Here is a 26,738-nt window from a genome sequence, read left to right on the forward strand (position 1 = left end):
AAACTTGCGCGCTTCTCGCAGCCCGCTAGGCTGCAATCAATATTTTTCAAAGGTGCCCGCCATGCCTTGGCTGCAAGTCCGTCTCGCCATCAGCCCAGAACAAGCCGAAACCTACGAAGACGCTTTCCTTGAAGTGGGCGCCGTATCGGTGACCTTCATGGACGCCGAAGATCAGCCGATTTTCGAGCCGGAACTCAACACCACGCCGCTGTGGTCCCACACCCACCTGCTGGCCCTGTTCGAAGGCGGCACCGAGCCGGGCCCGGTACTGGCCCACCTTGAGCTGTTGACCGGCAGCCCGCTACCCGAACACCACAGTGAAGTGATCGAAGACCAGGACTGGGAACGCAGCTGGATGGACGGTTTCCAGCCGATGCGTTTCGGTCAGCGCCTGTGGATCGTGCCGAGCTGGCATGCCGCTCCCGAGCCCGACGCCGTGAACCTGCTGCTGGACCCGGGCCTGGCGTTCGGCACCGGCACTCACCCGACCACCGCGCTGTGCCTGGAATGGCTCGACGGTCAGGACCTCAAAGACTGCAACGTGCTGGACTTCGGCTGCGGCTCGGGGATTCTGGCAATTGCCGCCCTGCTGCTGGGCGCCAAGGAAGCCGTCGGCACTGACATCGACGTGCAGGCGCTGGAAGCCTCCCGCGATAACGCCGGGCGCAATAACATCGCCGATGAATTGTTCCCACTGTATCTGCCGGAAGCTCTGCCGCCAGTTCAGGCCGATGTGCTGGTGGCCAATATCCTCGCCGGTCCGCTGGTGTCCCTGGCGCCGCAGTTGTCCGGCCTGGTCAAATCCGGCGGTCGCCTGGCGCTCTCGGGCATCCTTGCCGAGCAAGGCGAGGACGTCGCTGCGGCCTACGCCAAAGACTTCGATCTGGATCCGATCGCCAATCGCGATGGCTGGGTGCGCATTACAGGCCGTCGGCGCTAGAATGAGCGTCTGCATAATCCGGATCGCCGCATGACCGATAGCTTCGTCACTCAGTGCCCGCATTGCCAAACCAGCTTCCGCGTCAGCCATGCTCAGTTGAGCGTGGCGCGCGGTGTCGTTCGCTGTGGCTCATGCCTGCAGGTTTTCAATGCCGCCAAGCAATTGCTTGAGCAAGCCGGCAAAGAACCTGTCGCACCGGTTGCACCTGCGGTCGTCGAAGTGCCGGAGCCCGCAGAACCGCGCGCCATCAGCCAAAAGCAATGGAGCGCTGCCGAACTGGATCTGGACAGCCTCGACCTCGACGAGGAACTGGCCCGGCTTGAACAGCGGGAAATCCAGCCCACCACGGAATTCGGCCGCCCCCGCGAAGACAGCCTCAGTGCCCGCCGCGACAACGTCGAAAACGAGGAAGAGCCCTGGACCAGCGACAGTCTGTTCAGCGAATCGGCCGCCGACCGTGCACAGGCGATCGACGATCTTGACGACCTCGACACGCCTGCTCCAGCAGAACCGCTGAAAGAAACAGGCATCCTCGCCCGCACCGAACCGTCGCTGTCGCTGGAACCGGTAGACCTCGACGACGAACTGCCGCCGCCGCAGTTGCGCCTGCATGACCCCATCGATGCACCAACGCGCAACGAACGTCTGTCGGCTACGGTGCCTGAAGAACCCGACGACGACCTGCCCTCGATTGAACCGCTGCGCAAGCGTCGCGAACGCAGCGAAGCGGGCGTTCGCGACGAAGTCCTGCAAGACCTGACCGATGACCCGCTGCAACTGGACTGGCAAAAACGCCGCTCACCATGGGGTCGCCGATTCTTCTGGTTCCTGCTGATCCTGCTGGGCGCCGGCGCGCTGGTCAGCCAGTACGTCGCCTATCACTTCGACGAACTGGCGCGCCAGGACCAATATCGCCCTTGGTTCCAGCAACTGTGCCCGCAAATCGGTTGCACGGTGCCCTCCAAGGTCGACATCGCCAAAATCAAAAGCAGCAACCTGGTGGTCCGTAGTCACCCGGAGTTCAGTGGTGCACTGGTGGTGGACGCCATCATTTATAACCGCGCACCCTTCTCCCAGCCCTTCCCGCTCCTGGAACTGCGTTTTGCCGATCTCAATGGCCACTTGATCGCCAGCCGCCGCTTCAAACCCGGTGAATACCTCAGCGGCGACCTCGAAGGCATGGCAGAAATGCCTCCGCAAACACCGATCCACATCGCACTGGATATTCTCGACCCAGGCGCCAAAGCGGTGAACTACAGCCTGAGCTTCCACTCGCCCGAGTGAAACGGTTCATCGCTCTTCAATTGACGGCAGCTTTCTGACTTCCCCTGTCCGGACCAAACCGCTGGCGATAACAAAGTAACTGTTCAGATTTTGTTCAATTCGACCTTTATCCAGTCATCGAGAGCGGGTATCATGCCAACCCTTTTTCGAACTCTCATGATCCGGCCCCACAACAGGGAAGTCCTATGTCGGCGGTACGCATCGGTCCATACACATTGCATAACGGCTTGATTCTCGCCCCGATGGCGGGGGTCACCGACCAACCCTTTCGTCAGCTGTGCAAGCGATTGGGCGCGGGACTGGTCGTCTCGGAAATGGTCACCAGCGACATGAGTCTGTGGAACACCCGCAAGTCGCGGATGCGCATGATCCACGAGGGTGATCCCGAGCCACGCTCGGTACAGATCGCCGGTGGTGATGCACAGATGCTGGCGGATGCGGCCCGGGCCAACGTCGAGCTGGGCGCGCAGATTATTGATATCAACATGGGCTGTCCGGCAAAGAAGGTCTGCAACAAGGCTGCCGGTTCCGCACTGTTGAAGGATGAAGCATTGGTCACCGAGATCCTGCAAGCCGTCGTGGCTGCGGTTGATGTGCCGGTGACCCTGAAGATCCGTACCGGCTGGGACCGGGACAACAAGAATGGCTTGACGGTGGCGAAGATCGCCGAGCAGGCAGGCATTACGGCGCTGGCGGTGCATGGCCGCACCCGTGCCGATCTGTACACCGGTGAAGCCGAGTACGACACCATTGCCGCGATCAAGCAGGCCGTGTCGATGCCGGTTTTCGCCAACGGCGATATCGATTCGCCGGAAAAGGCCCGATACGTGCTCGACGCGACCGGTGCCGATGGCCTGCTGATTGGCCGGGCTGCCCAGGGGCGGCCATGGATTTTTCGCGAGATCGACCATTTCCTGCGCACCGGCGAGAAGCTCCCGGCGCTGGAACTGATCGAAGTGGAACGCATTCTGCTAGAGCATCTGGCTGCGCTGCACGCCTTCTATGGAGACGTGATGGGCGTACGCATTGCCCGCAAGCATGTGGGCTGGTATCTCGCAACCTTGCCGGGCGCCAGGGAGTTTCGCGCCCACTTCAATCGTTTGGAAGATACGGAAGCACAATGCGCCAACGTTCAGGGCTTCTTCGATGAGCGTTACAAGAGCCTGACAGGGGACGGAGAGGGGGTGGCCGCATGACGATGATGACCGAGACTTTAGTGAGTGGAACAACACCCGTGAGCGACAACGTGAATTTGAAACAGCACCTCAATACCCCGAGCGAAGAAGGTCAGACCCTTCGCGGGAGTGTCGAGAAGGCGCTGCACAATTATTTCGCCCACCTTGAGGGCGCTGCCGTCACGGATGTGTACAACCTGGTGCTCTCCGAAGTCGAGGCTCCCCTGCTCGAGTGCGTGATGAACTACGTCAAGGGCAACCAGACCAAGGCCAGCGAGATGCTCGGACTCAACCGGGGCACGCTGCGCAAGAAACTCAAGCAGTACGATTTGCTGTAAGCATTCAATCAAACCAGAAAGGCGCCCGCGTAAAACCGGTCGCCTTTTTTGCTGACTCCTTTGCTTTTGATGGAAATTGAAATGACCGACCAGACTACCCGCCTGCCGATCCGCCGCGCCTTGATCAGCGTTTCCGACAAGACCGGGATCCTTGAATTCGCCAAAGAGCTTGAAGCCCTGGGCGTCGAGATCCTCTCCACCGGCGGGACGTTCAAGCTGCTGCAGGACAACGGCGTTGCCGCTGTGGAAGTCGCTGATTACACCGGTTTTGCCGAAATGATGGACGGCCGGGTGAAAACCCTGCACCCGAAAATCCACGGCGGGATCCTCGGTCGTCGCGGTATCGACGACGCCATCATGAACGAGCACGGCATCAAGCCGATCGATCTGGTTGCGGTCAACCTGTACCCGTTCGAAGCCACCATCAACAAGCCAGGCTGCGACCTGCCGACCGCCATCGAGAATATCGACATCGGCGGCCCGACCATGGTCCGTTCGGCTGCCAAGAACCACAAAGACGTGGCCATCGTGGTCAATGCCGGCGACTACGCCAGCGTCCTCGAAAACCTCAAGGCCGGTGGCCTGACCTACGCTCAGCGTTTCGACCTGATGCTCAAGGCCTTCGAACACACCGCTGCCTATGACGGCATGATCGCCAACTACATGGGCACCGTGAACCAGGCTGCCGACACACTGAGCACCGAAGGGCGCAGCGAATTCCCGCGCACCTTCAACAGCCAGTTCATCAAGGCCCAGGAAATGCGCTACGGCGAGAACCCGCACCAGAGCGCGGCGTTCTATGTGGAAGCCAAGCCTGCCGAAGTCGGCATTGCCACCGCGACCCAACTGCAAGGCAAAGAGCTGTCGTACAACAACGTGGCCGACACCGACGCCGCGCTGGAGTGCGTGAAGAGCTTCGTCAAGCCGGCCTGCGTGATCGTCAAGCACGCCAACCCGTGCGGCGTGGCTGTCAGCCCTGATGCCGAAGGCGGCATCCGCAAGGCCTACGACCTGGCCTACGCCACTGACACCGAATCCGCGTTCGGCGGCATCATTGCCTTCAACCGTGAACTGGATGCCGAGACCGCCAAGGCGATCGTCGAGCGTCAGTTCGTCGAAGTGATCATTGCCCCAAGCGTCAGCGAAGAAGCCCGTGCCATCGTCGCCGCCAAAGCCAACGTACGCCTGCTGGCCTGCGGCGAGTGGTCGGCTGACCGCGCGGCGGCCTGGGACTACAAGCGCGTCAACGGTGGCCTGCTGGTACAGAGCCGCGACATCGGCATGATCGGTGCAGACGACCTGAAAGTCGTGACCCAGCGTGCTCCGACCGAACAGGAAATCAACGACCTGATCTTCGCCTGGAAAGTCGCCAAGTACGTCAAGTCCAACGCCATCGTCTACGCCAAGAACCGTCAGACCATCGGTGTCGGCGCCGGCCAGATGAGCCGCGTGAACTCGGCTCGCATCGCTGCAATCAAGGCAGAACATGCTGGCCTGCAAGTGGCAGGCTCGGTGATGGCCTCGGACGCGTTCTTCCCGTTCCGCGATGGCCTGGACAACGCGGCCAAGGTCGGCATCACGGCGGTGATCCAGCCGGGCGGCTCGATGCGTGATGCTGAAGTGATTGCTGCGGCGGATGAAGCAGGCATCGCGATGGTCTTCACCGGCATGCGCCACTTCCGTCACTGATTCAACTCGATCCAAATGTGGGAGCTGGCTTGCCAGCGATAGCATCCCCTCGGTCTAACTGATGAACCGAGTCGCCTGCATCGCTGGCAAGCCAACCCCCACAGAAAAGCAGCTTCAGCGCTGCCCACAGAATTAGCGTCATCCGAGGTTTTTGAAATGAATGTTTTGATCATTGGCAGCGGTGGCCGTGAACACGCCCTGGCCTGGAAAGTGGCTCAGGATCCGCGTGTGCAGAAGGTTTTCGTGGCCCCGGGCAATGCCGGTACGGCCATTGAAGCCAAGTGCGAGAACGTCGCCATCGACGTGCTGGCCCTTGAACAACTGGCGGACTTCGCCGAGAAAAACGTTTCCCTGACCATCGTCGGTCCGGAAGTGCCGCTGGTTGCCGGCGTCGTTGACCTGTTCCGCTCCCGTGGCCTGGATTGCTTCGGCCCGACCGCTGGCGCTGCACAGCTGGAAGGTTCGAAGGCTTTCACCAAGGACTTCCTGGCGCGCCACAAGATCCCGACCGCCGACTACCAGAACTTCACCGAGATCGAGCCGGCCCTGGCTTACCTGCGTGAAAAAGGTGCACCGATCGTGATCAAGGCCGATGGCCTGGCCGCCGGTAAAGGCGTGATCGTTGCCATGACCCTGGCCGAAGCCGAAGACGCCGTACGCGACATGCTCGCCGGCAACGCTTTCGGTGACGCCGGTTCGCGCGTCGTGATCGAAGAGTTCCTGGACGGCGAAGAAGCCAGCTTCATCGTCATGGTCGACGGCAAAAACGTCCTGCCGATGGCCACCAGCCAGGATCACAAGCGCGTCGGCGACGGCGACACCGGCCCGAACACCGGAGGCATGGGTGCCTATTCCCCTGCTCCAGTGGTCACTGCCGAAGTGCACAAGCGCGTCATGGACCTGGTTATCTGGCCGACAGTTCGCGGCATGGCCGAGGAAGGCAACGTCTACACTGGCTTCCTGTACGCCGGCCTGATGATCGACAAGGCTGGTAACCCAAAAGTGATCGAATTTAACTGCCGTTTCGGCGACCCTGAGACCCAGCCGGTCATGCTGCGTTTGCAGTCGAGCCTGGTACTGCTGGTTGAAGCCGCTCTGGCGCAGGCGCTGGACAAGGTCGAAGCACAATGGGATCCACGTCCAAGCGTCGGTATCGTGCTGGCTGCGGGCGGCTATCCTGGTGATTACGCCAAAGGCGTGGCCATCAATGGCCTGGACGCAGCGGCTGCGCTGGAAGGCAAAGTCTTCCACGCCGGCACTGCGCTCAAGGACGGTCAGGTGGTAACGGCCGGTGGTCGGGTGCTTTGCGCCACGGCCATGGGCGCCAGCGTTGATGCTGCCCAGCAGCAGGCTTACAAGCTGGCGGCCAGCATTGATTGGGAAGGCTGCTTCTATCGCAAGGACATTGGCTACCGCGCCATTGCCCGCGAGCGTGGCGAAAATCCGGAATAAGCTATCCTTTGAGCCGGGCAAGGGCTGCAAGCCCTTGCCTGACTATTCCGGCGCCGCGCATAGTTATAATCTGGCATCAACCTACGAAGGGATTTCGCCGTGCGCTGGCTCAGGATTGCCATAGGTTTCACCGTCACTCTGCTGACTTTGCTCTGCATGCTCCCGGCCCAGGCCGCGCAAGGCAGTGGCTGGGCGGTATTGCTCGACGAACAGGGCGATCTGCAACTGAGCGACATCCGTTCCGCCCGCTACACCAACCAATTCAGCCCCATCGAACTCGACCGCCTCACCGCAGCCGAGCCCGACGGCGCACTCTGGATCCGTTTCCGTCTCGCACCCGGCAAGCATGAACAGTTGCTGCGGGTGTTCGCTCCCGACTTGTCGCATCTCAACCTGTATGTGCTCGATGGCGACAACCTGATCGATCAATCGAGTACCGGCAACAAACAACCGCAGACTGATCGGCCATTGCCCAGCAGCGACTTCATGTTGCCGTTGCCACAGAGCGACAAATCACTGGATGTGTACCTGCGACTGATTTCCGAAAACCAGCTGCGGCCCTACATCACCCTGCAATCGGCGGTCATGACCGCAGCCAATCAGACCCAGACGCTGATCTACGGACTGCTGCTGGGCTGCATCGCCATGCTGATCCTGCACAACCTCATCCGCTACGCCTACACCCGCTCGCGCAGCAGTCTGTGGCTGGCGGCCTGTGAAGTCCTGCTGATGCTCAGCCTGGTGCTGTTGTTGAACCTCGCAGGGCCATGGCTGCCAAGCTGGCAAGCCGTGCAAACGCCCGGCGCTTACCTCGCCTTGTTGCTGACCGCGCCCTGCGGCCTGATGCTCGCCTATCGCTTTTTTGCCCCCCTCGGCCCACACCCGCTGAATCGGCTGTTGCTGGGCGAGATCCTGGTCATCACGATCTGCGGCCTGTTGCTGCTGTTCGTCAATACATTGCCTTTGAACATCATTACCTACGGCCTGGTCGCCCTTGCGGGCCTGACCATGCTGTTCGTCAGTGCCTTTCACTGGCAAAAAGGCTATCGCCCTGCGCGGCTGTTCGTTGCGGCCATGGTGGCGTTCAACCTCGGTACGCTGATTATCCTGCCGGCCTTGCTGGGGCTGACACTGGTCGAGCCCCACGGTCTGATCACCACGCTGCTGGTGTTCATCTGCATCAGCGGCCTGCTGATGAGCATTGCCCTGAGCGAGCGCCAACGCAGCATCACCGAAGACCGTTTCAGCATCAGTCGCGACCTGGCCGCCAGTAACGCCGAGATCAACGCCAAGGCCGAGTTCCTGGCAAAAATCAGTCATGAAATCCGCACACCGATGAACGGCGTGCTGGGCATGACCGAGCTGTTGCTGGGCACGCCCTTGTCGGTCAAGCAGCGCGACTACGTACAAACCATCCATAGCGCCGGCAACGAACTGCTGACGCTGATCAACGAAATTCTCGACATCTCCAAGCTCGAGTCAGGACAGATCGAACTGGATGATGTGCAGTTCGACCTCAACGCGTTGATCGAAGACTGCCTGAGTATCTTCCGCGCCAAGGCCGAACAGCAGAACGTCGAGCTGATCAGTTTCATCCAGCCGCAAGTGCCACGGGTCATCAGTGGTGACCCGACACGTCTTCGCCAAACACTGCTGAGCCTGCTTGAAAACGCCCTGAAGAAAACCGACGAAGGCGAGGTCCTGATTGTCGTTGCCCTCGATGAGCGCAGCGCCAAACCACGCCTGCGCATCGCCGTACAAGACAGCGGCGAGCCGATGGATGCCGAAGAACGCGATGCGCTGATGCACGCCGAACTGCACAGCAAGCACTTCCTCTCGGCCAACCGCCTGGGTGGAAACCTGGGGTTGGTGATCGCCCGTCAGCTGATTCGCTTGATGCAGGGCGAGTTCGGCATCAAGAGTGGCGCCCAGCAGGGCAGCACCCTGTGGCTGACATTGCCACTGGACCCGGAACGCCTCGAACACCCGACCTCCGATCTCGACGGCCCGTTGCAAGGTGCGCGGGTGCTGGTGGTGGACGACAACGACACTTGCCGCAAAGTCCTGGTGCAGCAATGCAGCGCCTGGGGCCTGAACGTCAGCGCGGTTCCATCCGGCAAGGAAGCGCTGGCGCTGTTGCGCACCAAAGCGCACTTGCGTGACTACTTCGACGTGGTCCTGCTGGACCAGAACATGCCCGGCATGACCGGCATGCAGCTGGCCGCCAAGATCAAGGAAGATCCGAGTCTCAATCACGACATCCTGCTGATCATGCTCACCGGCATCAGCAACGCCCCCAGCAAAATCATTGCGCGCAACTCCGGGGTCAAACGCATCCTCGCCAAACCGGTGGCCGGCTACACCCTCAAAACGACCCTGGCCGACGAACTGACCCAGCGCAACAAGGGGCTCGCCGTGGTGCCTCACTCGTCATCCAGCGCTACCCTGCCGGTGAAGGTGCCAAGCGATTTCCGCATTCTCGTCGCCGAGGACAACAGCATCTCGACCAAGGTTATCCGTGGCATGCTGGGCAAGCTCAATCTGCAACCGGACACCGCCAGCAATGGTGAAGAAGCGCTACAGGCGATGAAAGCCCAGCGCTATGACCTGGTGCTGATGGACTGCGAAATGCCGATCCTCGATGGTTTCTCGGCCACCCAGCAACTGCGTGCCTGGGAAGTCGGCAACCAGCGCACTCGCACTCCGGTGGTGGCGTTGACTGCGCACATCCTCGCCGAACACAAGGAGCGCGCGCGCCAGGCCGGCATGGACGGACACATGGCCAAACCGGTGGAGCTTTCGCAATTGCGCGAACTGATCGAACACTGGGTGGCCCAGCGTGACCTGCAAAACCGCAACGCGACCTCAACGTCCTGAGCCGACAGACGCTGCGACGCCTGATAGACTCCCCTTCGACTTCCCTCGCCAGTGAGCCTGCACCATGCTCCACGTGTTGTTCAGCGTTTACCTGAAGATGCTGGTGCTCTACAGCCCGTTCTTCGTGTTGTCCTGCTTCATCAGCCTGACCCGCGGTTACTCACGCAAGGAACAACGGCGGCTGGCCTGGAAAGTGGCCATTGCCACGCTGGTCTCCAGCGTGTTGCTGTACTTGTTTGGCCGGGTGATTTTCAGTGTCTTCGGCATCACCGTGGATGCATTTCGCATCGGCGCCGGCAGCGTACTGTTCATCTCGGCGCTGGGCATGGCCCAAGGCAAGTCGGCGGTACAGACCGACAACGTGCAGCAGGACGTGACCATCGTTCCGCTGACCATTCCGCTGACAGTCGGCCCCGGCACCATCGGTGCATTGCTGGTGATGGGTGTGAGCCAGCCGCACTGGGACGACAAGCTCACCGCCATCGTCAGCATCGCCCTGGCCAGTTTCACCGTAGGCGTTGTGCTGTACCTGTCCAATCACATCGAGCGTATTCTCGGCGACCAGGGTTTACAAATCGTCAGCCGATTGATGGGGTTGTTCGTGTGTGCATTGGCGGCGCAGATTATTTTCACCGGGGTGAAGGGGTATCTGGTGCCATGACGGCGCCACAGGCCTGGCTCGCCGGCGTCAAACCGATACCGGGCGTGATCGGCAGCAGCTGATGCCCCTGCACAAACGCGACGATTTGCGCCCTGCTTCGGGCAAATGCCCTCACCGCCATCTCGAACGCGTGATGCTTCACAAGTACGGGTGAAGTGAAGCTGGACGGCAGAAAGGCCTGCTGCAGAAATTGCTCATCCACGCATTGGGCCGTTTCAAACTCAAGATGGAACAGGTCGATGCAGGCTTTGCGGGCGCTCACTGCCAGAAGCCAATGCACTGTGAAGCGTTGCTCTTCCTTTCCATCTTCCACCTTCACCCTGCGCTGACTGAACGATCGCTCGCGAAAGCGCACCGCCGGTGGCGCATCCGTCGACAGCTGCGCGAAAGCATCCAATGCTTCGGCCGCCAGCTCACACGGTTCCTGCAGCGCCTCGCCGGCCATCGCCTGCGCAAACACATTGTGCAGCGTCACCGTGGATGGCAGATCAAACACGGGTTTCAGGTCTTGCTCACGCCTGAGCGTCCACCCGCATCGCTCGAGGGCCTGGACAAACCTGCTGTGCCATTGCGGGAAGTCACCGACGTCGGGAAAACTGTTTGAAGCCATCACCCGAGCAGCCAGCAAAGAATACAAAGTGTCGCATTTCATCTGCTGATCCAATGAAAGCGACAAGACACCGAGAAGCCCGGAGTCGACAAATGATTCCTGACGAAAACTTTCCATGTTTCACCTTGCAACTCGAATACAAAAAAAGAGAACTTCCAGTGTGGAAGTTCTCAAGAATGTTTACAGCGGTGTTTTAAAGTAATCGAGTCGGGCTTTATCGACTGCCGCCTGAACAACATTCTTAACGACATTGTAAGCACGTCGATTCAATACGCGCCTCGTAGCTGCATTGTAGATCCTGACTTCCTCACCTCGATACTTGAAGAACAAAAATTTTGTAATGAGCTCCTTGGCTTCCATTTGTATGGCGCACGCAATCATAGTTGCCCGCCCACCCAACAACAGACATGGGGTGGCCTGAAAGTTGCCGGACTTATTCTGTTTACTTTTCAGCTCTATCAGTTTTAGAGCCCCGTCGTTCTTTTCCAGCGAATTGAAGGCTGCGGAGATCAGCGGCAAAACCTTCAGTTTGTCGGCACCGGCGGCCAAGGCGATGATCTGCAATGCAGCCTCATCCAAAGTGAAGTTCAGCTCCCGGCTGATGTATTCCTTGTAAGGGTCGTTCATGGTCGGCCAGCCGCACATGGTCAGTGCCTTGCTGTATTCGCCATACCACTCGCGGCGCTGGGTTTCGCGATGGAAGAGTTTGTCCGCGCGTATTTCCGCATAAAGAATCGTGTCATCGAAAGCTTCGCGATCCTCATAGGACAGCTCATCATCATAGGCCGCGACCGTTGTCCCCAACACCGCAGCCGACTCACTACCCTGTTGTTCCGAGGCCAGACTCATTCGCGCCATACGCGCCCTCGGCTGAAATATCTCAGCCGACTTGAAATACTCCCGCTGAGCAACATAGTCGAACGAATCGTCCATAAGTTCATTGATATTCATTTGTTGACTTCCTTGTCATTTAGTTGAGCCTGCTTCCTGCAGGTGAACAAAACTTAGCAACCAGACCTAAATCGGTCAAACCAGAAAGAACCACAAGATATTGAAAGACTAATTCGCCGCACTTCAATCAAAGAAAACCAAACAAACTAAAAGGCCGGCATTGCGCCGGCCTTTTATCCAACTTACGGCTTATTACCGTACCAGCGAGGCGTATAAACCCACGTTCCGCCATCTGCTCGAGCAAACACACAAGTCGTCGACGAGCCAATCAGCACCATGGTTCGCATATCAACCTGATCCGGGGTGAGTTGCCCCAGCGTCGTCACCCGCAGTGTCTGCCCCGGACGACCGATATCGCGCCCCAGCACCACGGGTGTTTCAGGCACGCGGTGCCGGGCGACGATGTCCAGGGCTTGCCCCAGTTGCCACGGCCGTGAACGGGAGATCGGGTTGTAGAACGCCAGGGCCAGGTCCGCCTGAGCGGCCAGGTCCAAGCGTTTCTCGATGATCGACCACGGCTTGAGGTTGTCCGACAGCGACAGCACGCAGAAATCATGACCCAAGGGTGCACCGGCCTGGGCCGCGGTTGCCAGCGAGGCCGATACGCCCGGCAGGATCTCGAGCTCGACGTTGTGCCAATGAGCATCCGTGGATTCATGAAGCGCTTCGAGCACCGCGGCAGCCATGGCGAACACACCCGGGTCACCAGACGACACCACCACAACCGATCGCCCTTGGGCCGCCAGTTCGAACGCGTGCCGTGCTCGCTGCATTTCCTCACGGTTGTCAGTGCAATGCAGCACCTGATCCGCACGGAAGGGCCCGGCCATACGTACATAGGTTTCGTAACCCAGCACATCATTGGCGCGGGCGAGTTCGGCCTTCACTGCCGGTACCATCAACTCGGCTGCACCCGGCCCCAGACCAATCACCGCCAGGCGACCGCGCGCACGGCCAATGTGCATCGGGTCCAGTGGCTGCTCGGCCAGCGCCACGGCAACGGCATCATCACCCACAACCGAAACGACCGATCCGATAGCCTGGCGCGCCAGTTCACAGGCACCGCCAACAGCAGCGGCAAAACGCAACGGCACACCCAGTTCGAGTGCAGCCTCACGCAGCGCCGGGCTGGCCATTGCGCTGTCGGGAGCCAGCAGGCACGCCAGCGACTGCACAGCGATTCTGGACCGATGCAGAGCCTCGCGCACCAGGTTCGGCACATCGGTAACGTCGGCACTGACCGCCACCAGCACACTGCGTGGATAGATCAGCAATTCGTTGGCCGCAGGGCTGCGTTCGGCATGGCTGACATGCACCGCCAGCCGCGCCTGTGCATCCTCAGGCAGTTGCGCTTGCGCCAGCCAGGGCGCCGAACCTTCGATGCGCACCGTTTCGCCGGCGAGCAGATCGGAAACGAAACGCTTGCCCAGTTCCAGATCGCCCAAGGTATAGCCGCTGGGCGGGTTGAGCAGGCAAGTGCCGAAACGCAATTCACCACTGGTGGTGATGGCCGGCGCGACGTCGAGATGCGCAGCAATCTCTCGCGCCATCACGTTTACGCCGCCCAGGCCACCGAGCAACGGCACCACTGCGCTACCGTCCTCGGCCACGGCCAGCACCGGTGGCTCGGCGCCCTTTTCCAGCAGCAACGGCGCCAGTGTGCGGATCACGATTCCGGCCGCGCACAACGCGATGATCGGCGTGCCCTGTTGATACAGCTCGCGCAGGGTCGCGCCGAAGTCGTGATAGACACGGTCCGCGCCATCGACCCGTTCGGCCAGCCCATGGATCAGGGCGCCGGGGTAAACCTGTTGAAGCACGCGCGCGGTGGCGAGGCTGCCATTGCCAAGAATGACAATCGCCGGATCGGATCGGGTCATCAGCCTTGCCACCTTTCGCCGGGAACGATGATCAGCGAGAAGTACGGCGAAGACATGGGCTCCACCTGATCCAGCGGCACGATCTTCTGATTGGCCATGGTCGCGCGTTCGACGTACAACGCACGCTCGGCCAGACCGAGTTCTTCCAGCACCTGACGAACCTTGGGAAAGTTGCGCCCCAGTTTCATGATCACCGCTGCGTCGGCATCGGCCAGGCGACGTTTGAGTTCGTCGTGGGGCAGCACGCCGGACAACACCGACAGGCTCTGATTGCGATACACCAGCGGTGCACCCAGCACCGAGGCGCCGCCGAGCATCGAGCACACGCCTGGGACGACTTCGGCTTGATAGCGCTCGGCGAGCCGGTCGTGCAGGTACATGTAGGAGCCGTAGAAGAACGGATCGCCTTCGCAGATCACTGCCACGTCGCGACCGGCATCGAGATGCGTCGCCAGTTCGGCGGCGGCGTCATCGTAAAAGTCGCTGATCACTTGTTCATAGGACAGCGGCGCCGGCAACGCCTCGGTGGTCACCGGGTAAACCAGTGGCAACAGGTTCTGCGCTGCTTGCAGATGCGCCTCGATGATGCCGAATGCATTGCCCTTTTTGCCCTTGGCGACGAAGTACGCCACCACCGGCGATTCGCGCAGCAGGCGCAGGGCCTTTACGGTGATCAGTTCCGGATCACCGGGACCCACGCCAAGGCCGATCAAACGTCCTGGTTTGTGCATCATTCGATCTCCGTGGCGAGGGCATTGACGGCCGCGGCGGCCATGGCGCTTCCGCCCAGGCGACCTTGCATGATGACGAAAGGCACGCCACGGCTGTCCGCCGCCAACGCTGCCTTGGATTCGGCGGCACCGACGAAGCCTACCGGGAAGCCAAGGATCAGCGCCGGTTTCGGTGCGCCGGCGTCGAGCATTTCCAGCAAGTAAAACAGTGCGGTCGGCGCATTGCCGATGACCACCACGCTGCCTTCCAGATGCGGGCGCCACAACTCCAGCGCAGCGGCTGAACGGGTGTTACCCAATTCACGAGCCAGTTCCGGAACGCTCTCGTCGCGCAGGGTGCAGATCACCTGATTGTTCGCCGGCAGGCGCGCTCGGGTAATGCCTTCGGACACCATCCGCGCATCACACAGGATCGGCGCGCCAGCAGCCAGCGCATCGCGCCCGGCCTTGCCCGCGCCTTTGGAAAACTGCAAACCGTCGATGGCCTCGACCATGCCGCAGGCGTGAATCACCCGAACCGCGAGTTTTTCCAGATCGGCCGGGATTCGCGCCAGGTTGGCTTCGGCGCGGATGATCGCGAAGGAGTTGCGATAAATCTCCTGACCGTCGCGGATGTAATCAAGCATCAAGGGGGCTCCCTGAGCGGGCGTCGAGCAGGGTCGCGACCGCTTCAATAGTAAGGTTGCGTGCGTGCAGCGCGCCAAAACCGGGCTGCGCGGCATCGCGAAAATAGAGATCGTAGTGACCGGGGGTGACGGCCAGCAATGTGACTGGCGCCTTGTGCGCGGCGGCACAGGAACGTGGGCAACCGCTCAAGTGCACATTCAGCACGTGCCCGTGACGTTGCAGCAAAGCGGCCAGTTGCAAGGCATCGCCTTTGGTCTCGGCCAGGCCTTTGCCACAGCCGTTGGAACCGGTGCAGGCAATCAACCGGCTCAACGAATGCCCGGCGTCACACAACAGGCCCAGTTGTCCAAGGCGTGCGGTGACTTCAGCGGCGTGCTCGCAACGGACATTGGGCAACAGCAAAGTTTGCCACGGGGTGAACCGCAGGCTGCCGTCGCCGAATTCATCGGCCAGCTGTGCCGCGCCCCGCAGCATCGTCGGGTCAAGCCGTCCCAGTGGCGGTACGGCGCCCACGTAGACAAGATCAGCCTGAACCTGGGGGTGTGCGCCGATGTGCAGAACGCTCGAATCCGCGCTGCGCCGCCAGTTGGTCATGACCTGAATGGAGACGCGGCCAGCCAGTCGCGCCAGGAAATCTTCGACCGAGTAATCGCAAAGCAAATGACGCATCCGGGTTTGTTCAGGACGTGCCAGCTCAAGGAACAACTCAAGCACCGCGACCACCAGGCGGTGGCCATCGTCGAGCGACACCGAACCTTGAGCCGCGTCCAGCGGGCAACCCGCCAGGCCGAAAGCCAGCCGTACCTCGCCGTCACGTGCATACGCCGAGAGCCACAGGTCGTGAGGATGTTCGAGCATCGCCAATGCCTCGCTGCCATCGAGCTGGACGGCGAACTTGGCGCTAAGGTCGTGGAACGGCGGGTGACTTTGCAGCGTGGCAAGAATCTGCTCGGCCAAGGGACGGGTGTCGAGCAGCATCTTGCGATCGATCCCGGCACCCGGACTGAGCATCAGGTTGCGCACATCATCGCCCGCCGCGTTTTGCGGCCCGAGCCCGGCGCCCAGCAAGCGCTCGATCAATGCCCCTGGCTCACGGCCGATGCCGCGGAGTTGCAGATTGGCGCGATTGGTCGCCTCGATCGCACCGCTGGCGAAGCGCTCGGCGGCGTCCGCCACGGCATTGGCCTGGGCACTGCTGATCGAACCACCACTGAGTTTGATCCGGCAGATCCCGCCATCCAGTGCCGGGACAATACGCAGCAACCCCGGACAGGCCGAGGGGCGTAAGGCAGTGGATACTGGGCGTTCGTTCAAGGGGATGACCCGTTCAGGTGGCGAGGCACTTCGCGGGCGAAGCGGGCGGTATTATGCCTGCTTTGCAACGGGGGATGAAAAGCTTGTCGGACGACGGGAAGGTTAAATCCTCCAGCAGTCCGACACGCTCGAACGAACGCCCCGCGCCTCACAGGCGCAGCAGATACTCTCGGCTGCGCTCGGTGATTTTGTCGCGCATGGCTGCCGCCAAGGGGTCGAAACGTTTCCTGTCCAGGGTGAATGTCCCGTAATGCTGAATCAACGTGACATCGTGATCCAGCCACTTCAGAAACAGAAACTGCGCCGGCTCAACGGCAGCGACATACCATGAGTGGATCAGCATGAGGGTCAGTCGCCCGTTGGCATCGTAGGCGCAGGGCATCGTTTGAAATTGCCGTCCACGTTCCCTTGCGCTTTTCTGCGCCAGCAGCATCGATGCCTGGAGGTTGTCTTTCAACGCCTCGAAAGCGTGCATCGCGGCGCTGTACATGCTGTCGCTGACATTGGGCCTGAGCGTGTCGAGAATCGCACTGGAAATGGGTTCATGCAGCTCGATATGCCGACTGTCGAGCATGACCGGACGCTGATGAATCCAGCCAAAATGCCAGAGCCCCAAGGTGAAATGTTGCAGCCACTCGTACCACTGGGTTTGCCGGTCGTAACGCGTGTCGGTGTATTGCTCCAGGTACAGCGCGCAGTCGAGGGCATCTTGCTCATCGTCTGCCGATACCCCCTCGGCCATCGAAACAATGCTGCTCCCAGCGATGGCAGCCCGGACAGGGGCGGGCTGACTGAGCGGCAAAGTGACGGTCTGCAAGCGTGCGGTGACCGGCGCGGCAGCGGTCAATCCAAGAAAGGCCAGGCGCTGCTCCAGCGCCGGAAACTCGATAGGTGTCTCGAACATAAAATTCCTTTTTGTATGTTGGATGGGTTGATCCAGCGTCAACTCACAATGACAACTAAGCAGATGCCCGTCCGGCCAACAATCTGCCGAGTAACACAGGATATGTAACGGTCGCGGCGCGAGCTGCGCGGAATGCATAAAAAGCCGCAGCGGCGCGGTATCATTGCGCCCAGTCCCGAACCCGGTCATGGGGCAATTTATCAAGGAGCAGGCATGACGCCCTGGCTGACAGTAGTAGGCATCGGTGAAGACGGTTTCAAAGGTCTGGGCAAAAACGCCCGGCATGCGCTGCTGCGTGCCTCACGGATCTTCGGCGGCCAACGGCACCTGGATTTGTTGCCGCCGTGCATTCGCGGCGAGCGTGAATGCTGGCCGAGCCCGTTCTCCATCCAGCCGGTACTGGCCCTGCGCGGCGAGCCTGTCTGTGTACTGGCCAGCGGTGACCCACTGTTCTTCGGCGTGGGCGCCAGCCTCGCCCGGCACTTGCCCGGCGAAGAAATGCTGACGCTGCCCGCGCCCTCTTCTTGCTCGCTGGCCGCCGCCAGAATGGGCTGGCCATTGCAGGAAGTGGTCACGCTGTCGGTGGTTGCCCGCCCCATCGCCGCTCTCAGCGCGCAACTATTCAGCGGCGTGCGCCTGCTGGTATTAAGCAACGATGGAAACAGCCCCGCCGCCATCGCCTCGCTGCTGCGTGAGCGCGGTTTCGGGCCGAGCCGTCTGACTGTTCTGGAGCACTTGGGCGGTGAAGCCGAGCGGCGAATCGAAGGCATCGCCAGCGACTGGGCCGACCCGGCCATCGCCGATTTGAACCTGATCGCCATCGACTGCGCCGCCGAACCGACCGCGCCACGCCTGTCACGCCTGGCCGGCCTGCCAGACTCGGCATTCAAGCACGATGGTCAGATCACCAAGCGTGACGTCCGGGCGATCACCCTCGCCCGCCTGGCCCCGACTCCCGGCCAATTGCTGTGGGATGTCGGCGCCGGCAGCGGCTCGATCGGCATCGAATGGATGCGTGCCCACCCAAGCTGCCGGGCACTGGCCATTGAGGCCGATGAGGGGCGCCAGGCATTGATCGAGTACAACCGCGACACCCTCGGCGTGCCGGGCCTGCAACTGATCCGTGGCCGAGCGCCGCAAGCACTTGAAGGCCTCGAGCGCCCGGACGCGATTTTCATTGGTGGCGGCGTCACTCGCGAAGGCGTGCTGGACGCCTGCTGGGCCGCCCTCAAACCCGGTGGCCGGCTGATCGCCAATGCGGTCACGCTGCAAAGTGAAATGACCCTGATGGCATGGCGTGAACAGCGCGGCGGGGAACTGACGAGTATCCACATCGCCCAGGCGCAAGCGCTGGGTGAATTCGACACCTGGCGCCAGGCCTTGCCGATTACGTTACTGGACACGACGAAACCTCTCGATGCGTGACGAAACGGCCGAACAACCTGCCCCCCTGCGCAGTGGCCTGACCACGGGCAGCTGCGCCACGGCGACCAGCCTCGCGGCAGCTCGCCTGTTGCTCACTGGCACGGCGGCGGACGCGGTGGAAATTATCTTGCCCAAGGGCAAACAGGTGCAGATGCGTCTTGAGTTCTGTCGACTGACGGACGACGGCGCGGAGGCTGGCACGATCAAGGATGCCGGGGACGATCCCGACGTCACCCACGGTGCCCTGCTCTACTCCCAGGTGCGACTGCTCGGCGAGCCCGGTGTGCGCTTCAATGCCGGACGCGGCGTCGGCACCGTCACCCGCCCCGGGCTGGTGCTGAGCGTCGGCGAACCGGCGATCAACCCGGTGCCGCGCAAAATGATCGGCGATCACCTGACCCAACTCGCCGCAGACCACGGCTACAGCGGCGGTTTCGAGGTCACGGTCAATGTCGAAAACGGTGAAGCACTGGCCTTGAAAACCATGAACCCGCGCCTGGGAATTCTGGGTGGCCTGTCGATCCTCGGTACCAGCGGCATCGTCCGGCCGTTTTCCTGCGCGGCCTACATTGCCTCGATCCACCAGGGCATCGATGTCGCGAAAACCAACGGTTACCTGCACATCGCCGCATGCACCGGCAACGCCAGCGAAGACACCATGCGCCGGGTCTACAACCTGCCGGAAATCGCCCTGATCGAGATGGGCGATTTCGTCGGCGCGGTACTCAAGCATCTGCGCAAGGTGCCTGTGGATAAACTCAGCCTCTGTGGCGGCTTCGGCAAGATCAGCAAACTGGCCGCCGGGCACATGGACTTGCACAGCCGGCATTCGAGCATCGACCTGCCGCAACTGGCCGAATGGGCCGCAGCGGTGGGTGCCGATGCCGCGTTGCAGCAGGGCATCCGCGAGGCCAACACCAGTCAGCAGGCATTGGCCATGGCCAGCGCCGCCGGCATCGCCCTCGGCGACGCGGTGTGCCAGCACGCCCTGGCGTTCGCCCGCAGCGTTGTCCCGGCGCAGGTTCAGGTCGAAGTGTTTGCCATCGACCGCCAGGGCGGGATCGTCGGGCATGCGGGAGCTTTTCAATGAAACGCATTCTGCTGCTCGGCGGCGTCACCGAGGCGCTGGCCATCGCCCGCACGCTGGGGCCGGAGCACATTTACAGCCTGGCCGGGATCGGCCGCGTGCCGACGGATCTGCAATGCCAGGTTCGCGTCGGCGGTTACGGCGGTGCCGAGGGGCTGGCGCAATTCATTCGCGATGAGGGCATCGGTCTGTTGCTGGACGCCACTCACCCATACGCCGCGCAAATCAGCCAGAACGCCGCAACTGCAGCGCACTTGAGCGGGGTTCCCTGCTGGGCGCTGCGACGTCCGGCATGGCAAGCGCAGGCTGGCGATGACTGGCATGAAGTCAGCGACTGGGCCGAACTGATCGAAGCCTTGAAACCTTTCCGCCACCCACTGTTCACCCTCGGCCGCGAGCCGTTGCAACACCTGGACGAAATTCCCCCTGAACAATTCTGGACCCTGCGCGCACTCGACGTTTACCCCGGCAACGCACGCTGCGAAGTGATCGGCGCACGGGGGCCGTTCCTGATCGACGATGAACGAGCGTTGTTTGAACGTCGGCAGATCGACGTGCTGATCAGCAAGAACAGCGGCAGCACCGCGACAGAACCAAAGCTGGAGGTGGCGCGCGAGCGTGGGGTGCCGGTGATTGTTTTGAAGCGGCCGGTGTTGCCGGGGGTTGAGCGGGAGTTTGAATCGGTCCGACAACTACTGGAAAACCTATCCCTGTCGGACCTTTCCTAAGGACTGCAGAAACCTACGAATTTGCTGGCAATATTCCAGGAAAATGCTGGCTGTTCCTCTCTATATCTCAAGCCCATATTCAAGTTCCTTTAATCCGAGCAAGTACAAGCCCGACATTCACAGTGGGTGGCCAGCCTCATCCAGAGAAAAGCGGCGCTTGTCAGTTTGTATCCCAAGGAATACGATTCAGACATGATCGACTTCAAACGATCCCAAATATTTGCCGATTGGCTCGACTCACTGAGGGACACCCTTGGCAAGGCTCGCATCATTGCCAGACTCCGCGCTGCCGAACATGGAAACTTTGGTGACTGTGACTCCATTGGTGCAACGGTCTATGAAATGCGCGTTCATCATGGTCCCGGCTATCGGATCTATTTCACACGCAAAGGCGAAAGGGTTTATCTGCTGCTGGTAGGCGGAGACAAGTCGACTCAAAAAAGAGATATCAAACGTGCCATTCAAATGGCACAAAACATCGGTAATGAGGAGTAGATCATGGCCGAACAATTCACCCGTTTTGATGCCGCCGAGTTTCTCAAGACTCCGGAAGAAATGGCGGCTTACCTGGATGCCTGCTTTGAAGAAGATGCCGGTGACGGCGTCCTGATTCGAGCGGCTCTCAACGACATCGCCAGAGCAAAGGGCATGACACAAATTGCCCGTGATGCCGGCTTGGGACGTGAGAGTCTATATAAAGCTCTGAGCAGCACTGGCAATCCGGAATTCGCGACTATCATGAAGGTTATGAAGGCGCTCGGTCTGCGTTTGCATGCCACTGTTGTCTGATGAGATGCGACACCACACCGCACGCACTCTTTTTACTTATCGGCCCTGATCAGGCTAAATAGCCCGCGCCTGATCGCCCACCCACCGGATTTTGTCCCATGTCCCGACAACGGCTTGCAATTGCCTGGATCGCCTGCTTCGCAGTGCTGTTCAACATGCTCGCCATGCCGATGACCGGTGCGATGGCGCAGGCGGCGAAATCGCCGGCCGAACAATTGTTGTGGGGCAGCTTCTGCTCGTCCAGCGGCACCAGGATGGTGGCGATTTCCCTGGGCGACATCGAGCAGAAAGCGCCGCAAAACGACGATCATTCCAACATGCAGCACTGCTGGTGCTGCTCAGGCTCCGCCCCGTTGGTGGCGTTGCCCGGCCATGAGCCGCAACTGTATTTTGCGCAGTTCGAGTCCAATCGAAGCCTGCCACCTTCGGCGCTCAGCGCGCCGACACCGCGCCAGCAATGGCCAAGCCTCAATCCCCGTGCCTCCCCTCTGGTGTGATTCCTTCTCGCAATTGACCTGCGTTTTGAATCGCTCTGGAGAACTGCCATGTTGAAAAAACTCATCGTTCTGGCCGCGTTGCTGCTGCCTGCCTGCTTTGCCAATGCCCACGAATACAAAGTCGGCGCACTGGAAATCGCTCACCCGTGGTCGCAGGAGCTGCCGCCCAACGCACCTACCGTCGCCGCGTATTTCGTCATTCACAACGCGGGCAAAACTGCCGACCGCTTGCTCAGCGTCGACTCGCCGATCGCGGGTGAAGCGCAGCTGCACGAGCATGTGATGCAAAACGACCTGATGAAAATGCAGCCGGTCCCCAGCGTGGAGATCCCTGCCGGTGGCAACGTCTCGTTTGCACCGATGGCCTACCACGTGATGCTGGTGAACTTGAAAGACCGTAGCCTGCTCGCCGACGGCAAGCGCTTCCCGATGACCCTGCATTTCGAGAAGTCCGGTGACGTGACGGTCGAAGTGGCGGTGCAGAAGCAGCCGCCCGAAAGCATGCAACAGCACGCTCACGCTCAGTAACCCGCTGAGCCGAATCCGTCCATGCGCCCGCCAAGCACCAGGCCATCCGCACACCGTCGTCAGCTATCAAATTTGACGCGCGGCAGTTGGATCAGCCTGTTTGCCATGCTGATGATCTTTATCGGTCCACTGATTTCTCAGTCGATGCCGATGGGTCAGAGCACCCCGATGTCGATGAACATGTCGATGGACATGAGCATGGACATGTCGGCGATGGACCACGCCGACCACGGCGCACAACCGACCGCCGAACACTGCCCGCCAGCGTCCGGGCACCATGCGATCTGGGAAAAATGCGGCTATTGCAGCCTGCTGTTCAATTGCCCGGCATTGACCGGCGGCGGGTCCTTCGTCGCCTTCAATATCCCGCCCGTCAACACGTTCACCATTCCCTCCCCGCGCCTGGGCCATGCCCGGCAAACCTTCTTCCCCGGCGCCCGCACCCGCGCCCCGCCCATCGTCGCGTAAACAGCCACTTCTGATTTCACACGGCCCGCAAGACAACCCGCTCCCACAGGGATTGCACCGGTTGTCCGCCGTGTCGTTTACGACTGTTCGATGGAAATTGTCATGTCCAGGTTTTCTGCTGACACACGCTTGAGCCCTGCCCAAGCCTCTTTGACCCAAAACGAATCCAGCATTCGTTTCCGGCACGCCACCGCCATTCTGTGCGGGGCCTTGCTGACGCCTCCGGTGCTGGCCGATGAACACGCCGGTCACCCTGAAGAACTGAGCCCGACGGTCATTACCGCCATTGCCCCCAGCTCGCCGCTGACCATCGTCACCAACCCGAAAGAGCCGCGCCAACCGGTGCCGGCCAGCGATGGCTCGGACTATCTGAAAACCATCCCGGGATTCGCCCAGGTGCGCAATGGCGGTACCAACGGCGATCCGGTGCTGCGCGGCATATTCGGTTCGCGCCTGAACATCCTCACCAACGGCGGCATGATGCTCGGCGCTTGCCCCGGTCGGATGGACGCACCCACCTCGTACATCTCGCCGCAGACTTACGACAAGCTGACCGTCATCAAAGGCCCGCAAACCGTACTCTGGGGCCCGGGCGCTTCGGCCGGCACCATCCTCTTCGACCGCGAGCCGGAAAACTTCGGCGAACTCGGCACGCGGGTTAACGCCAGCGTGCTGGCCGGTTCCAATGGCCGTTTCGACAAAGTGGTGGACGCCGCCGCGGGCGGGCCACTGGGTTACGTGCGGGTGATCGGCAACACCGCCCAGGCCGATGATTACAAGGACGGCAACAACGACACCGTTGCCTCGCGCTATGACAAATGGAACGGCGACGTCGCACTGGGCTGGACCCCGGACGCCGATACCCTGCTGGAGCTGACCGCCGGCAAGGGCGACGGCGAGGCTCGGTACGCCGGTCGCGGCATGGACGGTTCGCAATTCAAGCGCGAAAGCCTGGGCCTGCGCTTCGAGAAGTCCAACATCAGCGATGTGCTGGAAAAACTCGAGGCACAGGTCTACTACAACTACGCCGACCATGTGATGGACAACTACACCCTGCGCACACCGTCCGCCACCGGGATGATGGCCGGGCCTATGGCGTCCAGCGTCGACCGCCGTACCCTCGGCGCGCGAATCAAGGGCACCTGGCGCTGGACCGACGTGCAGTTGATCAGCGGCATCGATGCGCAGACCAACGAACACCGTCAGCGCAGCGCCATGGGCGTCGATACCTACAAGGACCTGCCCTACACCAAGGATGCCGACTTCCATAACTACGGGGTGTTCGGCGAACTGACCTGGTACGCCGCCGAGCGTGATCGCTTGATCAGCGGTGCACGCCTGGACCGCGCTTCAGCCAAGGATTTTCGCCAGACCACCGGCTCGGGAATGATGACCCGCCCGAACCCGACGGCCGATGACACCCGCGCTGACACGCTACCCAGCGGCTTCATCCGCTACGAACACGACCTGGCTGACAGCCCTACCACGTTGTACGCGGGCGTCGGGCACACCCAGCGGTTCCCGGATTACTGGGAGCTGTTTTCGCCCAATTCCGGCCCTGTCGGATCGGTGAATGCCTTCGACTCGATCAAACCGGAAAAAACCACCCAGCTCGACTTCGGCCTGCAATACAAGACCGAGGACCTCGAAGCCTGGGCCTCGGGCTATGTCGGCCAGGTCCGCGACTACATCCTGTTCAACTACACGCCCGGCATGATGGGCATGACCTCGCAAGCCGAAAACATCGACGCGCGAATCATGGGTGGCGAACTGGGCGCCGCCTACAACCTCACCCAAAACTGGAAAGCCGATGCGACCCTGGCCTACGCCTGGGGCAAGAACAGCAGCGATGGCAGTGCATTGCCGCAAATGCCGCCGCTGGATGCACGTTTCGGCCTGACCTATAGCGAAGACAACTGGAGCGCCGGCGCACTGTGGAGAGTGGTCGCCGCGCAAAACCGTATCGACCAGAACAAGGGCAACGTGGTCGGCAAGGACTTCGACAAGACGCCGGGCTTCGGCGTGTTCTCCCTCAACGGCGCCTATCGGATCAACAAGCACTGGAAGGTCAGCAGCGGCGTCGACAACCTGTTCGGCAAGGCTTACGCCGAACACTTGAACCTGGCCGGCAACGCCGGTTTCGGCTATCCGGCCAATGACCCGCAAGCCATCAAGGAACCGGGGCGCACGCTCTGGACCAAGGTGGACATGAGCTTTTAAGAGCACCGCGGCAAGCCCGCTCCCCTGTAGGAGCGAGCCTGCTCGCGACCGGTTGCGCAGCAACCGCAAACCAACAACGAAAAGATCCAGCCAAGCGGAGCACACGTGATGAAACAGCCCAAAGTGAATTTCTACAACCTGGCGTGGCGCTGGCATTTCTATGCCGGATTGTTCGTTGCGCCTTTCATGGTGATGCTGGCCCTGACCGGCACCATTTACCTGTTCAAGCCGCAGCTCGACTCACTGATGTACAGCAGCCTGCTCAACGTCCCGGCCGGCCATCACACGATCCCGGCCGATGACTTGCTCAAACGCGTGAAAGACGCGTATCCACAGGCCACGATCAAGCAGTACCTGCCACCGGTCAGCGCCGAGCGCAGCGCCCAGTTTGTCGTGACCAACGACGGTACCGAGCTGAATGTGTTCATCGATCCGTACCACGGCGACATCCTTGGCGAACAAGATGCCAAGAAGAACCTGCAAGCCATTGCCCGGGCGATCCACGGCGAGCTGATGATCGGCACCGTCGGTGACCGGCTGGTGGAACTGGCTGCCGGGTGGGGCGTGGTGCTGGTGGTTTCCGGGGTGTTCCTGTGGTGGCCGCGCGGTCAGGCGGCCGGCATCTTGTGGCCACGCCTGAACAGTCGCGGCCGCATTCTGTGGCGCGACTTGCACGCCGTCACCGGTTTCTGGGGCGCGTCCCTGCTGTTAGTGATGCTGTTGAGCGGCATGACCTGGACCGGGTTCTGGGGCCAGCAATACGCGGCGGTGTGGAACGTCTTTCCGGCGGCGATGTGGAATGACGTGCCGAAGTCCGACGTCGAAGCACGCAGCCTCAACAGCGCCACCCGCCAGACCGTGCCTTGGGCGATGGAAAACACACCGATGCCGATGTCCGGCGATCATGCCGAACACATGGCCCACGGCAGTGAACACGCCGGCCCGGCCGCGCCGACCATCAGCCTGCAAGACGTGCAAAACATCGCCACCCGGAGCAATGTCGAACCGGGTTACAGCATCACCTTCCCGACCACCGCCACCGGCGTCTTTACCATCGCCGTGTTCGCCGACGACCCACGCAACGACGCCACCCTGCACGTCGACCAGTACACCGGCAAGGTCCTTGCCGACGTGCGCTACGAGCAATACGGCGCCGTCGCCCGCGCCACGGAAATCGGCGTGATGTTGCACGAGGGCAAGATGTTCGGTGTGGTCAACCAGATCATCGTGCTGCTGATCTGCCTGATGATCCTGCTCAGCGCCGTCAGCGGCGTGGTGATTTGGTGGAAGCGTCGCCCGCAAGGCAAGCTCGGCGTACCGCCGCTGCGCCACGACCTGCCGAAGTGGAAAACCGCGATGGTCATCATGTTCGCGCTGGCGGTGGCATTCCCGTTGGTGGGGGCTTCGCTGGTGGTGGTGTGGTTGCTCGATCGACTGGTGCTGTCGCGCTTCACCCGGCAAGCTGAGTCGGCTTCATCATCATCTTGAAGCAGCTGAGATGCGCGGGAGGATCAGCCATGTAGACTTCCCCCCGCTCATCACCCTTTTCGGGCCTCATCGCTG

Annotated in this window: 25 protein-coding genes; 18 read left to right on the forward strand and 7 right to left on the reverse strand. The window is 61.2% G+C overall.

Translation table 11 applies throughout. The features are described from left to right. Positions 1–61 precede the first annotated feature (61 nt). The 8 genes from prmA to M5G20_RS18305 all read left to right on the forward strand — a co-directional run bounded on the left by prmA (position 62) and on the right by M5G20_RS18305 (position 10,416). The gene (gene prmA / locus M5G20_RS18270) at positions 62–940 is read left to right on the forward strand and encodes a 50S ribosomal protein L11 methyltransferase (RefSeq protein ID WP_273920232.1); all 879 of its coding nucleotides are present in this window, start codon (positions 62–64) and stop codon (positions 938–940) included. Between the two features lie 30 nt (positions 941–970). Next, positions 971–2,224 (forward strand): DUF3426 domain-containing protein, encoded by a 1,254-nt coding sequence (locus tag M5G20_RS18275; RefSeq protein ID WP_273920233.1) that lies wholly within the window; start codon positions 971–973, stop codon positions 2,222–2,224. Between the two features lie 185 nt (positions 2,225–2,409). Next, the gene (dusB, locus tag M5G20_RS18280) at positions 2,410–3,420 is read left to right on the forward strand and encodes a tRNA dihydrouridine synthase DusB (protein WP_273920234.1); all 1,011 of its coding nucleotides are present in this window, start codon (positions 2,410–2,412) and stop codon (positions 3,418–3,420) included. Continuing rightward, the gene (gene fis, locus M5G20_RS18285; protein ID WP_015093301.1) at positions 3,417–3,737 is read left to right on the forward strand and encodes a DNA-binding transcriptional regulator Fis; all 321 of its coding nucleotides are present in this window, start codon (positions 3,417–3,419) and stop codon (positions 3,735–3,737) included. Before dusB ends, fis begins: the two co-directional genes overlap by 4 nt. 81 nt (positions 3,738–3,818) lie before the next feature. Then, the gene (purH, locus tag M5G20_RS18290) at positions 3,819–5,426 is read left to right on the forward strand and encodes a bifunctional phosphoribosylaminoimidazolecarboxamide formyltransferase/IMP cyclohydrolase (protein ID WP_273920236.1); all 1,608 of its coding nucleotides are present in this window, start codon (positions 3,819–3,821) and stop codon (positions 5,424–5,426) included. A 156-nt stretch (positions 5,427–5,582) separates the two neighbouring features. After that, entirely contained in the window at positions 5,583–6,878 is a 1,296-nt protein-coding gene (gene purD, locus M5G20_RS18295; RefSeq protein ID WP_273920237.1) for a phosphoribosylamine--glycine ligase, read from the forward strand. A 99-nt stretch (positions 6,879–6,977) separates the two neighbouring features. Continuing rightward, a complete protein-coding gene (locus M5G20_RS18300; RefSeq protein WP_273920238.1) occupies positions 6,978–9,755 on the forward strand; it encodes a hybrid sensor histidine kinase/response regulator in 2,778 nt (925 codons plus the stop codon). A gap of 64 nt (positions 9,756–9,819) precedes the next feature. Further along, complete coding sequence (locus M5G20_RS18305; RefSeq protein WP_150735715.1) at positions 9,820–10,416, forward strand: MarC family protein; 597 nt, start codon at positions 9,820–9,822, stop codon at positions 10,414–10,416. Here M5G20_RS18305 and M5G20_RS18310 read toward each other — a convergent pair. The 7 genes from M5G20_RS18310 to M5G20_RS18340 all read right to left on the reverse strand — a co-directional run bounded on the left by M5G20_RS18310 (position 10,385) and on the right by M5G20_RS18340 (position 17,433). Then, the gene (locus tag M5G20_RS18310; protein WP_273920240.1) at positions 10,385–11,143 is read right to left on the reverse strand and encodes a hypothetical protein; all 759 of its coding nucleotides are present in this window, start codon (positions 11,141–11,143) and stop codon (positions 10,385–10,387) included. The two genes, M5G20_RS18305 and M5G20_RS18310, sit on opposite strands and share 32 nt — an antisense overlap. A 63-nt stretch (positions 11,144–11,206) precedes the next feature. Then, a complete protein-coding gene (locus M5G20_RS18315) occupies positions 11,207–11,977 on the reverse strand; it encodes a hypothetical protein (RefSeq protein ID WP_273920241.1) in 771 nt (256 codons plus the stop codon). Between the two features lie 182 nt (positions 11,978–12,159). Next, positions 12,160–13,857: a precorrin-3B C(17)-methyltransferase gene (cobJ, locus tag M5G20_RS18320; RefSeq protein WP_273920242.1), complete on the reverse strand. Its 1,698-nt coding sequence runs from the start codon at positions 13,855–13,857 to the stop codon at positions 12,160–12,162. Continuing rightward, entirely contained in the window at positions 13,857–14,588 is a 732-nt protein-coding gene (locus M5G20_RS18325) for a precorrin-2 C(20)-methyltransferase (protein WP_212627692.1), read from the reverse strand. Before M5G20_RS18325 ends, cobJ begins: the two co-directional genes overlap by 1 nt. After that, positions 14,588–15,214, reverse strand: a complete 627-nt coding sequence (locus tag M5G20_RS18330; RefSeq protein WP_150735719.1) for a precorrin-8X methylmutase — start codon at positions 15,212–15,214, stop codon at positions 14,588–14,590. The genes M5G20_RS18325 and M5G20_RS18330 overlap by 1 nt, the downstream gene beginning before the upstream one ends. After that, complete coding sequence (cobG, locus tag M5G20_RS18335; protein WP_273920243.1) at positions 15,207–16,529, reverse strand: precorrin-3B synthase; 1,323 nt, start codon at positions 16,527–16,529, stop codon at positions 15,207–15,209. Before cobG ends, M5G20_RS18330 begins: the two co-directional genes overlap by 8 nt. 148 nt (positions 16,530–16,677) lie before the next feature. Beyond that, positions 16,678–17,433 (reverse strand): hypothetical protein, encoded by a 756-nt coding sequence (locus M5G20_RS18340; RefSeq protein ID WP_273920244.1) that lies wholly within the window; start codon positions 17,431–17,433, stop codon positions 16,678–16,680. Between the two features lie 213 nt (positions 17,434–17,646). Between M5G20_RS18340 and cbiE the strand changes: the two genes are divergently transcribed. The 10 genes from cbiE (at position 17,647) to M5G20_RS18390 (ending at position 26,663) form a co-directional block, all read left to right on the forward strand. After that, entirely contained in the window at positions 17,647–18,858 is a 1,212-nt protein-coding gene (cbiE, locus tag M5G20_RS18345; protein ID WP_273920245.1) for a precorrin-6y C5,15-methyltransferase (decarboxylating) subunit CbiE, read from the forward strand. Next, positions 18,851–19,948: a cobalt-precorrin-5B (C(1))-methyltransferase gene (locus M5G20_RS18350; RefSeq protein ID WP_273920246.1), complete on the forward strand. Its 1,098-nt coding sequence runs from the start codon at positions 18,851–18,853 to the stop codon at positions 19,946–19,948. The genes cbiE and M5G20_RS18350 overlap by 8 nt, the downstream gene beginning before the upstream one ends. Next, on the forward strand, positions 19,945–20,673 hold the full coding sequence (locus M5G20_RS18355) for a cobalt-precorrin-6A reductase (protein WP_273920247.1): 729 nt from the start codon (positions 19,945–19,947) through the stop codon (positions 20,671–20,673). The genes M5G20_RS18350 and M5G20_RS18355 overlap by 4 nt, the downstream gene beginning before the upstream one ends. Positions 20,674–20,865: 192 nt before the next feature. After that, positions 20,866–21,168, forward strand: coding sequence for a type II toxin-antitoxin system RelE/ParE family toxin (locus M5G20_RS18360; protein WP_273920248.1), 303 nt, complete (start codon positions 20,866–20,868; stop codon positions 21,166–21,168). Positions 21,169–21,171: 3 nt separating this feature from the next. Beyond that, on the forward strand, positions 21,172–21,462 hold the full coding sequence (locus M5G20_RS18365) for an addiction module antidote protein (RefSeq protein WP_075947808.1): 291 nt from the start codon (positions 21,172–21,174) through the stop codon (positions 21,460–21,462). Positions 21,463–21,560: 98 nt separating this feature from the next. Continuing rightward, complete coding sequence (locus M5G20_RS18370; RefSeq protein ID WP_273920249.1) at positions 21,561–21,959, forward strand: DUF2946 domain-containing protein; 399 nt, start codon at positions 21,561–21,563, stop codon at positions 21,957–21,959. A 48-nt stretch (positions 21,960–22,007) separates the two neighbouring features. Continuing rightward, positions 22,008–22,487 carry a copper chaperone PCu(A)C gene (locus M5G20_RS18375; protein WP_273920250.1) on the forward strand — a complete coding sequence of 160 codons (480 nt, stop codon included), beginning with the start codon at positions 22,008–22,010 and terminating at the stop codon, positions 22,485–22,487. Positions 22,488–22,508: 21 nt separating this feature from the next. After that, on the forward strand, positions 22,509–22,955 hold the full coding sequence (locus M5G20_RS18380; RefSeq protein ID WP_273920251.1) for a DUF2946 domain-containing protein: 447 nt from the start codon (positions 22,509–22,511) through the stop codon (positions 22,953–22,955). Positions 22,956–23,057: 102 nt separating this feature from the next. After that, positions 23,058–25,175: a TonB-dependent copper receptor gene (locus M5G20_RS18385; RefSeq protein ID WP_273920252.1), complete on the forward strand. Its 2,118-nt coding sequence runs from the start codon at positions 23,058–23,060 to the stop codon at positions 25,173–25,175. 108 nt (positions 25,176–25,283) lie between these two features. Then, positions 25,284–26,663 (forward strand): PepSY-associated TM helix domain-containing protein, encoded by a 1,380-nt coding sequence (locus tag M5G20_RS18390; protein WP_273920253.1) that lies wholly within the window; start codon positions 25,284–25,286, stop codon positions 26,661–26,663. The last annotated feature ends 75 nt before the right edge of the window (positions 26,664–26,738 follow it).

The organism is Pseudomonas sp. TNT2022 ID1044, assembly GCF_028656895.1.
GTDB classification, from domain to species: Bacteria; Pseudomonadota; Gammaproteobacteria; order Pseudomonadales; family Pseudomonadaceae; genus Aquipseudomonas; species Aquipseudomonas reinekei.

Coding starts and splice junctions, on each gene's coding strand:
- prmA (WP_273920232.1), top strand. CDS start 62: ATGCCTTGGCTGCAAGTCCGTCTCGCCATCAGCCCAGAACAAGCCGAA.
- M5G20_RS18275 (WP_273920233.1), top strand. CDS start 971: ATGACCGATAGCTTCGTCACTCAGTGCCCGCATTGCCAAACCAGCTTC.
- dusB (WP_273920234.1), top strand. CDS start 2,410: ATGTCGGCGGTACGCATCGGTCCATACACATTGCATAACGGCTTGATT.
- fis (WP_015093301.1), top strand. CDS start 3,417: ATGACGATGATGACCGAGACTTTAGTGAGTGGAACAACACCCGTGAGC.
- purH (WP_273920236.1), top strand. CDS start 3,819: ATGACCGACCAGACTACCCGCCTGCCGATCCGCCGCGCCTTGATCAGC.
- purD (WP_273920237.1), top strand. CDS start 5,583: ATGAATGTTTTGATCATTGGCAGCGGTGGCCGTGAACACGCCCTGGCC.
- M5G20_RS18305 (WP_150735715.1), top strand. CDS start 9,820: ATGCTCCACGTGTTGTTCAGCGTTTACCTGAAGATGCTGGTGCTCTAC.
- M5G20_RS18310 (WP_273920240.1), bottom strand. CDS start 11,143: ATGGAAAGTTTTCGTCAGGAATCATTTGTCGACTCCGGGCTTCTCGGT.
- M5G20_RS18315 (WP_273920241.1), bottom strand. CDS start 11,977: ATGAATATCAATGAACTTATGGACGATTCGTTCGACTATGTTGCTCAG.
- cobJ (WP_273920242.1), bottom strand. CDS start 13,857: ATGACCCGATCCGATCCGGCGATTGTCATTCTTGGCAATGGCAGCCTC.
- M5G20_RS18325 (WP_212627692.1), bottom strand. CDS start 14,588: ATGCACAAACCAGGACGTTTGATCGGCCTTGGCGTGGGTCCCGGTGAT.
- M5G20_RS18330 (WP_150735719.1), bottom strand. CDS start 15,214: ATGCTTGATTACATCCGCGACGGTCAGGAGATTTATCGCAACTCCTTC.
- M5G20_RS18340 (WP_273920244.1), bottom strand. CDS start 17,433: ATGTTCGAGACACCTATCGAGTTTCCGGCGCTGGAGCAGCGCCTGGCC.
- cbiE (WP_273920245.1), top strand. CDS start 17,647: ATGACGCCCTGGCTGACAGTAGTAGGCATCGGTGAAGACGGTTTCAAA.
- M5G20_RS18350 (WP_273920246.1), top strand. CDS start 18,851: ATGCGTGACGAAACGGCCGAACAACCTGCCCCCCTGCGCAGTGGCCTG.
- M5G20_RS18355 (WP_273920247.1), top strand. CDS start 19,945: ATGAAACGCATTCTGCTGCTCGGCGGCGTCACCGAGGCGCTGGCCATC.
- M5G20_RS18360 (WP_273920248.1), top strand. CDS start 20,866: ATGATCGACTTCAAACGATCCCAAATATTTGCCGATTGGCTCGACTCA.
- M5G20_RS18365 (WP_075947808.1), top strand. CDS start 21,172: ATGGCCGAACAATTCACCCGTTTTGATGCCGCCGAGTTTCTCAAGACT.
- M5G20_RS18370 (WP_273920249.1), top strand. CDS start 21,561: ATGTCCCGACAACGGCTTGCAATTGCCTGGATCGCCTGCTTCGCAGTG.
- M5G20_RS18375 (WP_273920250.1), top strand. CDS start 22,008: ATGTTGAAAAAACTCATCGTTCTGGCCGCGTTGCTGCTGCCTGCCTGC.
- M5G20_RS18380 (WP_273920251.1), top strand. CDS start 22,509: ATGCGCCCGCCAAGCACCAGGCCATCCGCACACCGTCGTCAGCTATCA.
- M5G20_RS18385 (WP_273920252.1), top strand. CDS start 23,058: ATGTCCAGGTTTTCTGCTGACACACGCTTGAGCCCTGCCCAAGCCTCT.
- M5G20_RS18390 (WP_273920253.1), top strand. CDS start 25,284: ATGAAACAGCCCAAAGTGAATTTCTACAACCTGGCGTGGCGCTGGCAT.